Here is a 15,400-nt window from a genome sequence, read left to right on the forward strand (position 1 = left end):
TAAGAACCTTCCTTATTCTGTGCTTTTTTCTTCTACACAGTGGATGGGCTTTTCTTCTTTTGGATCATTAATAAGATCGTAAAATATGGCTTCATTTTTAGTTATCCACCAAATGTATTGACCACCTACATATTTTCCTCCAGAAGCGGCAATTACATTAGAACCAATGATGCGCTTACCGTTCCATTTTAAATCAACAAGCGCAATATTGCCAGCATTATGATAAGTTGCCTCAACATGCTCTTTGCTTGTTCCCATATCGCATTGATAGGAGACGGTCTCTGTTGTTGGTTCTGGATCATCTGGTACTTCAATGACTAAAGAACTTGCTAATGCATTAATTGAACCTAGGAGGAACACACTTAAAGTCATGAAAAATTGTTTAGTAAAAGAAATTTTTTTCATAATATTTCCCGTGTTATTTAAAATAATAATGTTGACTCATCTTTACAGAGGATAGGTTTTTTTTCTTCTGGATCCTGAGCAAGGTCATAAAGCATGACTTCTTTGTTCTTCTCCCACCAGATATACTGAGCTCCTGCAAACTTTGTTCCTGACGCCGCGATGACATTAGCAGCAATGACACGATCACCGTTCCATTTGAAATCAACCAACGAAATATTGTCAGCATTAAGATAGACTGCCTCAACGCGCTCTTTACTTGTTCCAGTATCGCACTGGTAGGTAATGGTCTCTGTTTTTGGCTCTGGATTGTCTGGTACCTCAATGATAAAAGAACCAGCTAAGCTATTGTTTGAGCTGAAGAGTGATAAACTTAAAGCGGTGAAAAACCCTAAAATATGTAAAGTTTTTTTCATGATGCTTCCCTATATTCCTATATTGCGCACAAAGAATAATTTGATTGATACGATGGTGCCTACGGCAGGATTCGAACCTGCGACCCCAGGATTCATACCACTTCGATTTTCACCGCCAGCCTTATCGGCTGTTTGTGGTCTGGACTGTCTCTTCACCTTGAAGCTTTTGCTCTTTAGGTGCTGCCCGTTCAGTCTCTACACCTTTCTCTCATTTGAAGAGAGATTTGGCTCGGGATTGGCATATAGTCTCCCATGAAGCTTTCCCCGAATTTGAGCAGATCCACTTTGAGGATTTCTCCTTAAGGCGCCCAATTTCTTTAGGAATCCTGTGCTCTATCCTACTGAGCTACGCAGACATCATCATACTTATTCCTTTAATAGAAGTATAAAAACGAATCAATTATATTCAATATGAATTAACGAATTTCTGCTAATTTTTGTTCCAGAAAAGTCAAAACTGCTTCCGGAGAGACATTTTTTGCAATAAATGATTGGCCAAGTCCGCGTGTTAAGATGAAGGTCAAATTGTTTTGCGAAACTTTTTTGTCTTGGGCAATGAGAGTCATTAAAATTTCAGCATCTGGTAATTTTCCTGGGATATCTTTTAGCTGTGTAGGCAATCCCACTGCTTTAAGGTGTGCTTCAATGCGTTGTATGAGTGTAGGGTCTATTAAATTCAGTTGAGCAGAGAATTGATGCGCTAGAATCATTCCTATTGCTACAGCTTCACCGTGGATTAAACGGTTGGAGTTATAGGCGGTTGCTGTTTCAAGCATGTGTCCAAATGTATGGCCGAGATTTAAGAGCGCGCGTTCTCCAGTTTCGTATTCATCGCGTGCTACAATGTCAGCTTTAAATTGGCATGAGCGGACAATGGCTTCTGTTCGCATAGGGCCATTAGAAAAGACTTCTTGTCCATTTTTTTCAAGCCATTCAAAGAAATCAGGCTGGTTAATGAGTCCGTATTTAACCATTTCTGCGTAGCCAGCACGAAATTCGCGTGGTGGTAGGGTATCAAGGACACAGGTATCAGCAATAACGCGTTGCGGTTGATAAAAAGCACCAATAAGATTTTTACCATATTGGCTATTGATTCCAGTTTTTCCACCGACGGAGGAATCAATTTGTGCAAGAAGCGTTGTGGGCATTTGAATGAAATTCATCCCGCGGCGGATTATACTTGCCGCAAACCCTGCTAGATCGCCAATGACACCACCGCCAAAAGCAATAACACAGTCGCCTCTTTCTAAACGCGTAGCAAGAATTTGATCGATGACAATTTGCAGGGTTGAAAATGATTTTGATTGTTCTCCTGCTTCTACAATAATAGGGACAGTATGAATTTTATTTTTTATTAACTCTGCTTGTAATATCTCCAAATGAAGGGAAGCAACATTTGTATCTGTAACAAGTGCTAAGCGCGTTGGATGAGGATCTTTTTTGTTAAGAGCATGTTTAATCTGTGAAGCAGCTTGTGCAATCAGATTCGGACCAATGATGATATCGTAACAGTGTTTGTCCAGTTTAACAGTGACGGTCTTTGTTTGCATGCTGGTTGTCCCTATTGTTAATTTCTGTGTATAGGTAGTGCTGTATAGATCGTATAACATTTTGTGCTACGGTATGACGGCTTTCTTTATGACTGTTAATTGTTAAGTTTGCCTTTGCATAGATAGGATAACGCTGTTCCATGAGTTTTTGCATGGTTTCTTTAGGATTGGCTGTTTGAAGCAGGGGGCGTGTTGGGTGCTTTGAGACACGTTGCATGAGGATATCAAGATCGACTTTTAGCCATATGGATATACCATTTTGGTGAATGGCTTTTCGGATATTTTCATTTATGTAGGCACCACCACCTGTTGCTAAAACAAGGGGACTTTTTTTTATGAGGTTTAGAATAACACGCTGTTCAAGAGCACGAAATTCTGATTCACCATAAATTTCAAAGAGTTCAGTGATTGTCATTTGCGCAGCTTTTTCAATTTCTTGGTCAGAATCATAAAAGGGTAAACGGAGCATGGTGGCGACGCGTTTTCCGATCACTGATTTGCCTGCTCCCATAAGACCAACAAGGATAAGAGCTCTTTTATCAAGAGACGATAAGAGTTGATTCTTTATTTGTGTTATGGGGACGCGTTTTGGTCGATTGCTTTTCATAACTTTATTTCGGCATTTATCCATCTTAAAGTCAATTCCTGTTAATCTTTGTGAGGCATAATACGAGATAGAATATTTTTGGGTAGGTTATTATCTTATGCCAACATTGACCAGATTTTTGATGATTCTTTTCATTTTGCTTTCTGTTCTTTTCATTATAATGGGTGCTCTTGTGGTTTGGGTTGAACCAGTAACTGTGGATATGTACATCGATGTTCCCTTGGATTCATGGGATCTTTCTACGGAAGCGAATCAATGAAATGAAAAGTGGTGCTGTGATAGATCATTTTCTTGAGATGATGAGCGCGGAGAGAGGGGCTTCACCTCATACGCTTGCGGCTTATCAGCATGATTTGCAGTGGGCACAAGACGAATTGTCTTCACATTCTGCTTCGCTTTTTTCAGCACAAAAAGAAGATTTAATTGCCCTTTTGTCGCTTATGCATACTTTTGGTTTTGCGGCATCGTCGCAAGCGCGCCGTTTATCGACTTTGCGTCAGTTTTATCAATTCCTTTATGCTGAAGGGTTGAGAGCAGATGATCCCTCTCATGATATTGATGCACCTCGTCAGGGGCGTCCTTTGCCCAAAATCATGAGTGAAGATGCAGTGATAAAATTGCTTGATTTAGCACAGTTAGAAGTCAATCAAGCAGATTATGGGTCTAAGGATTATCTGCGTGCATTGCGTCTTCAGCTATTGAGTGAAATGCTTTATGCAACAGGATTGCGTATTAGTGAATTGGTGAGTTTGCCTGTGCAGGCTGTTCGGGGGAAAGCATACAGTATTTTGGTTCGTGGTAAGGGCAAAAAAGAACGAATGGTGCTGTTATCAAAAAAAGCATATCAAGTTCTTTTGCAGTGGTTAAATTTACGTGATCAGGGAAAGGATGCCGCAAGTCCTTATCTTTTTCCAGCGCATTCAGAAACAGGGTATATTGCGCGTCAAGTTGTTGCACGGGAGTTGAAAAATCTCGCTAGAAGGGCAGGAATAGAAAGTGATAGCTTTTCTCCCCATGTGTTGCGCCATGCTTTTGCTAGTCATCTTTTGCAAAATGGTGCTGATTTGCGTGCAGTTCAACATTTGTTAGGTCACTCTGATATTGCTACCACTCAGATTTATACGCATGTGTTGGAAGAGGGACTTTATCGTTTAGTTAATGAGCATCATCCACTTGCCGATGAGCAAAAGGCTCGTTAAAGAAAAGGTGATGTTTTTGAAAAAGACTTTATAAAGCAAATTATAAATGTATAAGTGACACTGAATGAGTTGGTACAAATGTATAATTATCTTGATTTTGAAAAACCAGTTGCTGATCTTGATGGGAAAATTCTTGAATTAAAAAAAATTTCTCAGGAAAAAGGCAGTCTTGATATGAGCGATGAGATTGTTCGTCTTGAAGCGCGATCTCAAACAGCGTTGCGCGATATTTATAAAAAATTATCGCCGTGGCAAAAAACACAAGTGGCTCGTCATCCTGATCGTCCCCATTTTATGGACTATTCTAAACGCCTATTGAGTGATGTTACACCTTTAGCAGGAGATCGCAAGTTTGCTGAAGATGAGGCTATTCAAGCTGGGTTTGCACGCTTTAGGGGAGAAGCAGTTGCTTATATCGGTCAAGAGAAAGGTCACGATACGCAAACACGTTTGCGCTATAATTTTGGTTCTGCACGCCCAGAAGGATATCGTAAAGCTGTACGTATTATGGAAATGGCTGACCGCTTTGGTTTGCCACTCCTCACTTTTATTGATACAGCAGGTGCTTATCCTGGGGTAAGCGCTGAAGAACGTGGGCAAGCGGAAGCAATTGCTCAATCAACAGCTGCAACTTTGCGTTTGAAAGTTCCTGTGGTTTCCGTTGTTATTGGAGAAGGCGGTTCTGGAGGGGCGATAGCAATCGCGGCTGCCAACAAAGTTTATATGTTGGAGCACGCAATTTACTCTGTTATTTCACCAGAAGGAGCAGCTTCTATCTTATGGCGTGATCCAGCTCGTGCAAAAGATGCTGCAATGAATATGCGTATTACCGCTCAAGATTTGTATCGCTTAAAGATTATTGATGGCATTATTTCGGAACCTTTAGGGGGCGCGCATCGTGGCAAAGAGATTGTCATTGATGCAACAGGTGATGTTATTTCAGAGGCTTTAAAAGCTATGGCTGGAAAAGATGGTGAAGCTCTTAAACAAGAGCGAAGGGAAAAATACCTTCAAATTGGTCGATCTCTAACATAGGTTATTTTTTGTGAGGGTGTTGGATTGGAGTTTTATTCGATGACATTTAGCAGATTCCTCGCTGTGTGTATGTTGTTTGTAATGGGAATATTGACGGCATGTGAAGGAAGATTACCAGCTTCTATTCGTGCTAAAGTTGAGCAGCCGTTGCCACAAGAAATCCAGAATAGAATGGCTTTATACGATATTGATCCTTATGCACCAATTGTAATGCGATTTTTCAAGGAAGAAAATCTTGCTGAAGTTTGGAAGCAATCTCGTTCAGGGCCTTTTATCTTGGTTGCTCGCTATGGTATTTGCAAATGGTCTGGTAAGCTTGGACCTAAATATAAAGAAGGGGATCTTCAGACACCAGAGGGTTTTTATACTATTAGCGCAAACCAAATGAATCCTTATTCAAAATATTATCTTTCTTTTAATATAGGATTTCCTAACCTTTATGATCAGGAAAATGGTCGTACAGGAAGCAATCTTATGGTGCATGGTTCTTGCTTTTCCGCAGGTTGTTATTCTATGAGTGATAAGAACATGGCTCAGATTTATGCGTTTGCACGGGATGCTTTTAAAGGCGGACAAAGAGAGTTTCAGTTGCAGGCTTTTCCTTTCCGCATGACCGAGGATAATATGTTACGTCATAGCAATGATCCTCATTATCAATTTTGGGTTATGCTTAAGAAAGGTTATGATTTTTTTGAAAAAAATCGTCAGCCTCCAACTGTTGAAGTTTATGGAAAACGTTACGTTTTTAATCGCGATATTGATAAAACTTCAGTTCCTCTAATACAGTGAGTGTTATTGTATCCTGCTGCACCGTAAACACTATCACTTATAAATGGCGATACAGGATATGCAAAAACTTTACGCATAAGGTGTTTAAGTGAGTAGTCAATCTTTTAAAGCGCAGAGTTTTTTCATAGAACCTTATGTGAGTAAATCAGATGAAGTGGGAAGCCAAGAGGAATTTTCTCAAAGAAGTTGGATTATTTGTACAGCGGTACTGGTGTCAATCTTCGTTTTTAGTGAAGAGTAAGTTAATATAAAATGTGCCTCTCTTTTTATTTCTTTCAAAGAGTTTTATTCTTTCATGCTGTAAAATATTATCTTGTCGTGCTATTATATAAGATACATTCACACATTTTAAAATGCGATATTGGTTCTATCTGATTTTGTTTTTTTCTTAACAGGGATTTTGATTTCACTTAGCTGGGGTAAATATAGAGTTGAGCAGAATATTTTAGAACCAAGAATTTGTCCAATCGGTTTGTGAAATGAGTTACATGAAGTGGTTTGCAGATGAGATGCATTTAGAGAGACAACAATCTGATTACAGATTTATGAATCTTAAAATTTTTATCATAACAATTTGATTTATAATGACAGTTTATTATTTTCAGTTTGAATTAGGGACTCAATATCATAAGATCCTTTTATCTTAAAATCTGTTTATAATGAATCAATCGAAACCATTTTTTGCACACCATAAAATTGGATTAGCATGTGAATAAAACTCTTAAAGAAAAGAGCACAGATAGTTCTCATGAGTACTCTAAAGTGCCAAGTTTTTCCAAAACATTTTTAACTGGCAAGAGTATGAGGCTACCAGTTTGCATATTTATAGAGTAAAAATGGAGAATGGGGCTTATACATTTCATGGAGAATTTTGTATTATATTATTTATGGGTAGCGTCTTGAAATAGGGATGATGTGTATTGAGAGACGGTGTTTTTAAACGAGTGCGTGAATTCGCGATACAATGATGTTCTATTTTGTGTGAAGGCGGTTATTTTACAGATAAGGGTAATATATTAGCGCTGGAGTGTTTTAATACGTAGTCATTTTGCGTCATGCGGTTTTGTAAGAGAGCTAAAAAGTTTCAATTGTGGTAGTCTATAGTGATTTTGTCGTCCAGTGAAAAGGTACGAATAATTTTATGGGAGGCATTATTGTGTAGAAAGCGTTGTTAAAAATATGTATTTTATTATTTTTTATTCCATTATGTGGATAAACTTGAATAGGAATGTTTATAAATTTATAACATATTGATTTATAAGGATACTTTAGCGTTATTCAACTTGAATTAGAATCTTGGATACCGTAAGATTCTCTCATTTCAAATCTGTTCCATGTTGAATCAATTAAAACCATTTGCTTGCGCATTACAAACGGGGGTAGCCGCGTGGGTAAAACTGTGCAAGAAAAGACTAAAACGCTTTTTATGAACCATCAAAGTACCAAGAGCTGTTCGACATTGGGGATTAGCAAAGTGTGTGATGGTGCCGGTTTTCTCCTTTAAAAGCATAAAGATGGTGGTGCCAATGAATTTAATGTTATATCATTGAGGGGGGAAAAATTAAAATTTTATTCCTGGAATGACCAGAGGATTTTCTAAGAGAGCTGTTTTGTCTGCAGTATCTATTGCTGGTTTATTTAAAAAAGCATTGAGGAGCTTTTGTATTGCTTCTTTTTCAACACCATCGGCAATGATGACAAAACGTGTTTGTTTTATTCCTTTTGGCCATGCTGGCAATCTTATGGGAGGATGAAAAAATGTTTGTACGCCATGTAATACAAGTGGGCGATAAGGGTCATCATGCAATGCAATAAGTGCTTTAATACGTAATAGTTTTGTACCATAACGCTCTTGTAGGAGATCTAAAAAAGCTTCAATTGTGGTGTAATCAACAGGACCCTCACAGTTTAGTGAAAAGGCACGAATGGTTTTATGGGGGGGATGATCATGTGGGGTAGTCGTAAGATTTTGTTTAAGTTTTGTATTTTCTACTTTTTCATCCCATAATGTGTTATTTATTAACAGATTTGAACAAAAATCTTCAGAATGGGCGTCAATGATTTGTGCTGTAGGATTGATCGTTTTAAGTGTGTTAAAAAGCGTATCTGAAAGCGTTTGTTGGGCCATAAGGTCTGTTTTGGTGAGAATAATTTTATCAGCAAATATTAATTGTTTATATATTTCAGGATAGCGCTCACATATGGAAAGTGTGCTTAATGTATCAAATGTTGCAAGAACAGCATTTATGGACAATGTTTGAATAAATAACGGGTGGCTTAAAAGTATTTGTAAAATAGGAGCGGGATCAGCCATACCTGTGGTTTCAATGATAATATGATGGAGTTGTTTGATCTGTCCTGTCTGAACGCGATTTATTAAATCAATTAATGTATCGATGAGATCACTGCGTAAATTGCAGCATAAGCAACCATTGGCAAGCTCAATAATTCCTTCTGTCGTTTTTTCAACTAGAAGGTGATCAATACTGATTTCACCGAATTCATTGATTATAACAGCACATTCTGTTAAAAGATGGTCTTGTAGCATACGGTTGAGCAAAGTTGTTTTGCCAGAGCCTAAAAAACCAGTAATAAGCGTGAGGGGGATGCGCTTTATTTTCATGTTAATCATCAACCGTGGTTTTGTTTTAAAAAAACACATTTCAGTACGTTTAACCAATTTATAATGGTGTCCGTGATGGATATAATGGTTAATACTCTATGAAGTCCATTGTACCACTATCTTTACGCTTATAAAGGTAGGTGCATGCAGGGTATATCATATACTTTTTTAGCGTCAATGTTATGATAACTCTTGGTTCTTGAAAGGACTTATAGGAGAAATTTTTATTCCTTGTTTTAATTATTTTATCTACATGTTCATCTACCTTGTGACGTGCAAGAAACTGGTTTTTTATTGATTCAACAAATACAGATTTGAAATGAGAGAATCTTACAACATTTGTGGTTCTGACATAAGGTACAAAATAATTAATTATCATTATAAATCAAAGTATTATAATTAATCGTAGATTATGATTTATGGCTTTTTTATAGAATGGTTTGCGCGTCTTTTATACGAACTATGGGGCTTTCTTAGTGGCTTTACTGTCATTTTAGGTGTTTGTGGCGTACGAATGAGGTGTACTGGTAAAGGATGAGAAAAAGGATGTGGAGCAGTGATAAAAGGTGAGGTGAGGATAATATTTCCTTGATCATCGTATGAATTTGCATGCATTTTTATGGCTTCAGGTGTGCATGTTTGTTGTCTCATATTGTTGGCTTGTGTTATATTTCTCCCATAAGGTTTTAATGTTGTTAGTGTTAATTGGGGTCTTCCTTGGTGCAAAAATCCTGTTTCAAGAAGTTGTGCAGCTTTTTCTTCTCTTTCAGTTATGTTGTTAGCACCTAGAATGACAGTAATAATTGTACGTTTATTGCGTGTGGCTGAGGCAACAAGATTAAAACCAGAGGCACAAATAAAGCCTGTTTTCATACCGTCTATTCCATAAAAACGGCCAATGAGGTTGTTTGAGTTATGCTGGATTTTTCGATTATGACCAAAATCAATGGCTGGAATAGAAAAATAATGAGCATATTGTGGAAATTCTCGACGTATTTGAACGGCTAAAAGAGCAATATCGCGCGCCGTGGAGTAGTTTTGAGGGTCTGGTAAACCACTTGCGTTCGCAAAATGAGTTCCAAACATGCCTAAACGTTTAGCTTCGCTATTCATTTTACGTACAAAATCTTTCTGTGAACCTGCAACAGCTTCACTCATGGCAATGGCTAAATCATTGGCAGATTTAACCATGGTGATACTTAAAGCTGTATCAAGTGTGAGTACAGAACCAGCTTTATAGCCTGAACGATATGAGGGAGCTTTTGCGGCGTATTCGCTGATGGTGATATGTTTGTCTGGTGAAATTTCCCCTCGACTCATGGCACGAAAAATAACATAAGCGGTCATTAATTTTGTCAAGGAAGCAGGATACCAACGCTCAAAAGCTTGATTATGTTTTAAGATATGCCCTGTTGTAACATCAACAGAAATAAAAGGCTGCGCTAGAGCAACAGTGCTGAATAAACTCAAAATCACAGAAACAAATAAATTATAGAAGAGACGTTGCATTAATTTAAATCTAGTTCCTTCTTATTCGTTATTTAGAATTGTTTTAATGTAGCACACAAAGCTTTTAAGTCTAGGTTAGGAAGGAAAGATGGTTAATTGCTGTATCCGTTGTGTCTCGGAGATAAAAACCAATACTCATTTTTATTTTCCCCTTGAATTTGGTTTGATAACTTAAGTATCTCAAGAAATACTTTTTAAATAATGAAGATTGTACAAGATTTCAGGTTCTTGGGGGATTGATGTTTCTCAGGAAGGAACGAATCGGCATAATCATACATTTTTCTTGTCCTCCTGTTAGGACAGCCCTTGGCACTTGAGAGGGGTCGTAAAAAGCATTTTAATCTTTTCTTGTATCGTTTTATTCACACAGATATCCCTGCTTGTAATGTGCAAGCAAAAGATTCTAATTGATTCAAAATGGAATAGATTTGAAATGAGAGAATCTTACGGTATTCAGGATTCTCATTCAAGTTGAATAACGATAAAATATCCTTATAAATCAATATGATTTATGTTATTTAAACGATTTTAAAGAGAAGAAGAATTCTTTCTCAAAAAAATTCACACATCAATCATTTCTTGTAATGTACATGTGTTTTATAATTTTGAATTAGAAAGTTTGAAGTATCTTTCTTATATTTTTGTTCCATATACTCTGCTCAATATACAAAGTGATGCATTATTCTGATCAATCAATACATTGTTTCATGATGAATGATTTAGTTTTTTAAGTTTCTGAACAGCGTATGGTGGCATAGGAGGAGGGGTAGGATCTTGAGCTGCTAAGAGAAGCAGTTCATCACACGCTTTTTCAGTTTTTTGGACAAGTTGATCTAGAAAATCACGTTTGCTTAAACCAGCTTCTATCGGGGGAAGAATACGGACACGAATTGTTCCGGGATAGCGGCGAAAATTATTGCGTGGCCAGTATAAACCCGCATTGTGTGCAATGGGCACAACTTGAAGCCCTAATTCATTATAGAGCGCGACAATTCCTGACTTATAATCTGGTTCTTGACCGGGTTGTCGGCGTGTTCCTTCGGGAAAAATCAAGATTTGGCGCCCTTGTTTTACTTTCTCTTTTGCTTTTTGTATAACCATTTTTAAGGCTTTGATGGGCGTTGTACGGTTAATGGGGATAATTTGTGTTTTTGCCATATACCAGCCAAACAATGGAATCCACATCAATTCACGTTTTAAAATGAGAGTGGGATCATCGAAATAGGGAACAAGACTGAAAGTTTCCCACGCCGATTGATGCTTTGGAGCAATGATATAGGCTCCTTTGGGAAGATTTTCTAAACCTTCAATCTCATAACTTGTACCTGCGATGTATTTTTGCAAAAAGAGTGTAACGCGTGCCCATGTTTTAGGGACAATCCATGCCTTTTTGCGGGGCATTAAAAAATAAACGGGAGCGTAAAGAATCATTTGTATGAAAGTTGTTGTATAAAAAGCGAACGTAAAAAGAATAGAACGAAGGATAAGCACTATATTTTCCATTTTATATCTATAAGAAGACTTCGTATATAATATAATTCACATGAGAAAACATCTTCTTTATGTTTTTTCAAGCATCTATTTTTTCGGTAACTCATTTTCCGATATTTAAAAACAGAAGGAAAGAGGTTGATGGAATTACAAAAAGATAAACTTTTTATTCCACGGATTTTATCTATTGCGGGAACAGATCCTTCTGGTGGCGCTGGAATGCAGGCGGATTTGAAGGTGTTTTCGGCTATGAAAACTTATGGTATGAGTGTGGTTACAGCTGTTGTTGCACAAAATACTCAGGGTGTGCGTTCTTTTCAGGCATTAGATGCTTCTTTTGTTGCAGATCAAATTGATTCTGTTTTTGAGGATATTCATGTTGATGCTGTTAAAATTGGTATGGTTGCAAATGCTCAGATTGCACAGGTTATTGCAGAACGTCTTGCTTATCATAAAGCGCGTTTCATTGTTTTTGATCCGGTTATGGTTGCAAAAAGTGGTGATATTCTTTTAAAGTCTGATGCAATTGAAATTATGCGTGATGTCCTTGTGCCGATGTCAACTTTAATCACGCCAAATTTGCCTGAAGCTGCACTGTTATTGGGAGGTGAAGTGCAATGGTCTTTAGAGACTATGTATCAATATGCTCCACGACTCTTGGCGCTAGGGTGTCATGCAGTCTTGTTAAAAGGGGGACATTTGCATACGCTTACCAAAAATAGTACAGAAAATTACGATTGTTCTAGTCCAGATCTTTATTGTGATTGTGAAAACCTTGTTATACTTGAAGCTTCTCGTCTTTCAACTACTCATGATCATGGGACAGGGTGTACCATTTCTGCCGCCATTGCAGCTCTGTTACCTACTCAACCTTTGGATTGCGCTGTTAAACAAGCAAAAGATTATTTGCATGGCGCTTTAACTGCCTCAAATGCTTTAAAAGTAGGGAAAGGGCGAGGGCCGCTTCATCATTTTTATGCATTATGGAAAGATTAATACAACAACTGATTGTGCAAAATCTTCACTCTATGAACTTGTTTCGTCATTATATGCTATTTTGAACTTATGACTGATAAGTGTTAGCGCATTGTATCTTAACAGTTATTTTGTATTAAGAAGGATGAGATAGCAAAAAGGGTAGAAGGAAAGACCTTTTACAAGGCTATATTAAAACTGGCTGATCCCACTATATTTGCTGTTTCTTATATTTGTGGCAAAGCAGGATGAGCATTTGTGGCAAAGCAGGATGAGCCAAAATCGTTATCAAAATTATTATATATCTAACATTTACAGAGTTTTTGTCGGCAGGGATAGGGTTTTCTAAATGGAAATTGATACTTCCTGATGAAATTATCAATAATCTTTCAGGTGATGTAGTGAATTTTTTCGGATATTACAACGTCATTATCCTCTTTTTATGGAACTGCTTTATGGAATTACTGGCGTTTCAGATGAGCAGCCGTGAGGAGTTTCAATATTTAATATAGCAAGATCTAGAAACTTTCACGGATTTAGAGTGGGTTTTAAGGTTTTTATATTTATAGTGATTTAGTTTTAGCGAGAAGGTAGTCGATTGCACAATCGGAGTTTCAATAGATCTGTAGCGTGTAGTTTAATCTTTTCAAACTTGAATTTTTATTCTGTCATTTAATGGATTTCATCATTAAGTATTTAAACTGATCTGATTTTATTGTGCACTATGACTGTTCAACGCCTTATTTTACGTTGATTGAAGTTATGTTTCTCTCGTAAGATAGCATGCTTCAAATAGAATGCACTTATATTGTTAATTAACATGTTTATTTTAAAGAGATTTCTCTCAAGGTGTGCCACTTCCTTTTATAATAAGGTTCGTGAATGGTCTAAAGCCTCTATGAAGTGTATAAAGCTATTATGCTTCCCATTTTTACGTTTTTAAGGTGAAAGGGGGATCCCCTATACTATTTTTAGCTCCCAATGTTGCGATAAGCTTTGGTATTTTAGAGCGTTTATAAGAAGAACTTTTATTCCTTTCTGCAGTGAATTTTATTGATACATTAATTCCGCTTGTGATGTGTAAGCAGATGATTGTGAGTGATTTAATATATAGAGATTTGAAATGAGATAATCCTATGATATTTGGACGATTGCTCAATATGAATAATGATAAATTACCTTTATGAATTAAATTATTGATTTATTTTTGTGTTGAAGATTATTCCGGATAAGAATTTGTTCAAGCAAGAGGATTATCAAAGGATGTCCACGTTGTTTGCACAAGTACAAGGGAAAATTTCTTTTGTCATTTCAAATGATGTGCCAGAAATCTCAAAAACTTAATTTATTCTAAATAGTAGGTGAAAACAGTTTATTTCGTGTAGAAATAATACTATTAGCGTGAGAGATTTCTCATCATCAATTGTGATATAAAAAAAGAAACAATATACATAAAGGACTTTTAAAAGGGTTTTGAAGCTCCTTTGGTTATTGTATAAAGCGAAGATTTTTTCTATTAATTGACTAACAGACTAACCATCTAACAAACTATGATGCAACTGTAGTTTTAAATATTTTCTTTCGAGTTCTTTATAATTATCAGTAACAGACAGTAAATTATCAATCATATCAAATAAAATTTTCACTTGTTCAACTTATATCTGTGATGGATAACTTTTTTAGCTTTTCACTATCAGTATTAAAGGGGATTAGCTGAGCTTTCTTGGTTGTATCGATTGCTTGATCATATTTGAGTTTTGCTGAAAATAATAAATTCGCTTATCGATGAAAAGAATTCATCGCTCAATGATCATGTGTTTATTGGAATAAATTTTAAATTCACCAAAGTTTGTAAAGACCAATTTTTTATAAATACTAATTCCCTCGTGAGATGCTTGCATACCAATAACATGACATCTCTTTCTTTTTAAATGCTCAATAGCAATTTTTGTCATTAATGTTCCAATACCTTTTTTCTGAAAATCTGGCTTGGTGACAATATTATACACTCCACCAACTCCATCTGCTTTAATACAAAAACATATTGCTACAGGATTATTATTTATGTAACTAACAAACATCTCTACATCAGGATCTTTTTTATAACAACGGCCTATTGTTTCATAAAATATAACCGCTTCTTCATCAAAAGGCTCGAAGACTGATGCCATAACATTTCCGTAATCTCTAAAATCTTGAAGTGATTCAACTTCCTTGATTTTGAAATTATCTGGCGTAGAAGTAACATGTGAGTCTATATCTTGCGCTAAAGCTGCCATTCCTACCTCTGTTTCAACATGCTCTAAGCCAATAGATAAGAGAGCTTCATCAACTTTATAATGAGACGAATGAGGTCTAACCCACTAAGCTAAAGGTAGTTTTGCGCATTAAAGGAATCGATTATAGATTTTTCCTGCTCTACAGGTATAGTTTCTTGTAAATTTTTAGCAGAGATAATATTGGAATGGATCTGAAGCAAATGTTGAATTAATAGAAGATACTTCATTTGAAAAATCAACAACCTTTATTTTAGGGCACAATTTTGGTAAAAGCGTACTTTTGAACAAAAATTATTCTCGGGATGGCAAGAAATAAAGTTATTGTTGCTAAGCAACGTCATGAACCAATGGGAATTGTTCATTTCGCTTTTCAAGCTTATTTTACACGGCTTTAACGACTTAACAGACAACAGCAACCTTCCAGAAAAACCGTCTAAGTTAAAAATTGTTGTAGTTTGACACTAGGTTTTATACTAAGTGGGATTAGGTGGGATTAGGTAGGAACACGTGGTAATTTGTTGTTTT

General features: G+C 36.6%; 14 protein-coding genes. 4 read left to right on the forward strand and 10 right to left on the reverse strand.

Translation table 11 applies throughout. The features are described from left to right. Window positions 1-12 precede the first annotated feature (12 nt). From ACFIKO_RS00890 to ACFIKO_RS00910, 5 genes are all read right to left on the reverse strand, one after another. Complete coding sequence (locus tag ACFIKO_RS00890; RefSeq protein WP_375673071.1) at window positions 13-405, reverse strand: MliC family protein; 393 nt, start codon at window positions 403-405, stop codon at window positions 13-15. A 17-nt stretch (window positions 406-422) separates the two neighbouring features. Continuing rightward, window positions 423-818, reverse strand: coding sequence for an MliC family protein (locus tag ACFIKO_RS00895; RefSeq protein ID WP_375619165.1), 396 nt, complete (start codon window positions 816-818; stop codon window positions 423-425). Between the two features lie 9 nt (window positions 819-827). Beyond that, entirely contained in the window at window positions 828-974 is a 147-nt protein-coding gene (locus ACFIKO_RS00900; protein ID WP_375619164.1) for a hypothetical protein, read from the reverse strand. Between the two features lie 260 nt (window positions 975-1,234). Next, entirely contained in the window at window positions 1,235-2,368 is a 1,134-nt protein-coding gene (aroB, locus tag ACFIKO_RS00905; protein ID WP_375619163.1) for a 3-dehydroquinate synthase, read from the reverse strand. After that, window positions 2,343-2,975, reverse strand: coding sequence for a shikimate kinase (locus ACFIKO_RS00910; protein ID WP_375619302.1), 633 nt, complete (start codon window positions 2,973-2,975; stop codon window positions 2,343-2,345). The genes aroB and ACFIKO_RS00910 overlap by 26 nt, the downstream gene beginning before the upstream one ends. Before the next feature lie 260 nt (window positions 2,976-3,235). Between ACFIKO_RS00910 and ACFIKO_RS00915 the strand changes: the two genes are divergently transcribed. The 3 genes from ACFIKO_RS00915 to ACFIKO_RS00925 all read left to right on the forward strand — a co-directional run bounded on the left by ACFIKO_RS00915 (window position 3,236) and on the right by ACFIKO_RS00925 (window position 5,998). Further along, complete coding sequence (locus ACFIKO_RS00915) at window positions 3,236-4,174, forward strand: site-specific tyrosine recombinase XerD (RefSeq protein WP_375619162.1); 939 nt, start codon at window positions 3,236-3,238, stop codon at window positions 4,172-4,174. A gap of 78 nt (window positions 4,175-4,252) precedes the next feature. Further along, complete coding sequence (locus ACFIKO_RS00920) at window positions 4,253-5,209, forward strand: acetyl-CoA carboxylase carboxyltransferase subunit alpha (RefSeq protein WP_375625548.1); 957 nt, start codon at window positions 4,253-4,255, stop codon at window positions 5,207-5,209. Window positions 5,210-5,248: 39 nt separating this feature from the next. Beyond that, window positions 5,249-5,998: a L,D-transpeptidase family protein gene (locus ACFIKO_RS00925; protein WP_375619160.1), complete on the forward strand. Its 750-nt coding sequence runs from the start codon at window positions 5,249-5,251 to the stop codon at window positions 5,996-5,998. Between the two features lie 1,342 nt (window positions 5,999-7,340). Here ACFIKO_RS00925 and ACFIKO_RS00930 read toward each other — a convergent pair. The 4 genes from ACFIKO_RS00930 to ACFIKO_RS00945 form a co-directional block, all read right to left on the reverse strand. Further along, the gene (locus tag ACFIKO_RS00930; RefSeq protein WP_375619158.1) at window positions 7,341-7,508 is read right to left on the reverse strand and encodes a hypothetical protein; all 168 of its coding nucleotides are present in this window, start codon (window positions 7,506-7,508) and stop codon (window positions 7,341-7,343) included. Window positions 7,509-7,559: 51 nt separating this feature from the next. Then, entirely contained in the window at window positions 7,560-8,621 is a 1,062-nt protein-coding gene (locus ACFIKO_RS00935) for a CobW family GTP-binding protein (RefSeq protein ID WP_375619157.1), read from the reverse strand. 417 nt (window positions 8,622-9,038) lie between these two features. After that, entirely contained in the window at window positions 9,039-10,130 is a 1,092-nt protein-coding gene (locus ACFIKO_RS00940; RefSeq protein WP_375619156.1) for a D-alanyl-D-alanine carboxypeptidase family protein, read from the reverse strand. Window positions 10,131-10,835: 705 nt separating this feature from the next. Beyond that, window positions 10,836-11,633 (reverse strand): lysophospholipid acyltransferase family protein, encoded by a 798-nt coding sequence (locus ACFIKO_RS00945; RefSeq protein WP_375619155.1) that lies wholly within the window; start codon window positions 11,631-11,633, stop codon window positions 10,836-10,838. A 129-nt stretch (window positions 11,634-11,762) separates the two neighbouring features. Between ACFIKO_RS00945 and thiD the strand changes: the two genes are divergently transcribed. Continuing rightward, entirely contained in the window at window positions 11,763-12,617 is an 855-nt protein-coding gene (thiD, locus tag ACFIKO_RS00950) for a bifunctional hydroxymethylpyrimidine kinase/phosphomethylpyrimidine kinase (RefSeq protein ID WP_375619154.1), read from the forward strand. A gap of 1,775 nt (window positions 12,618-14,392) precedes the next feature. On the opposite strand, the gene ACFIKO_RS00955 is transcribed toward thiD, so the two are convergent. After that, complete coding sequence (locus ACFIKO_RS00955) at window positions 14,393-14,875, reverse strand: GNAT family N-acetyltransferase (protein WP_375619153.1); 483 nt, start codon at window positions 14,873-14,875, stop codon at window positions 14,393-14,395. Between the last annotated feature and the right edge of the window lie 525 nt (window positions 14,876-15,400).

This window comes from Bartonella sp. TS82HLJMH, assembly GCF_042193495.1.
In the GTDB taxonomy this organism is placed as follows: Bacteria; Pseudomonadota; Alphaproteobacteria; order Rhizobiales; family Rhizobiaceae; genus Bartonella; species Bartonella grahamii.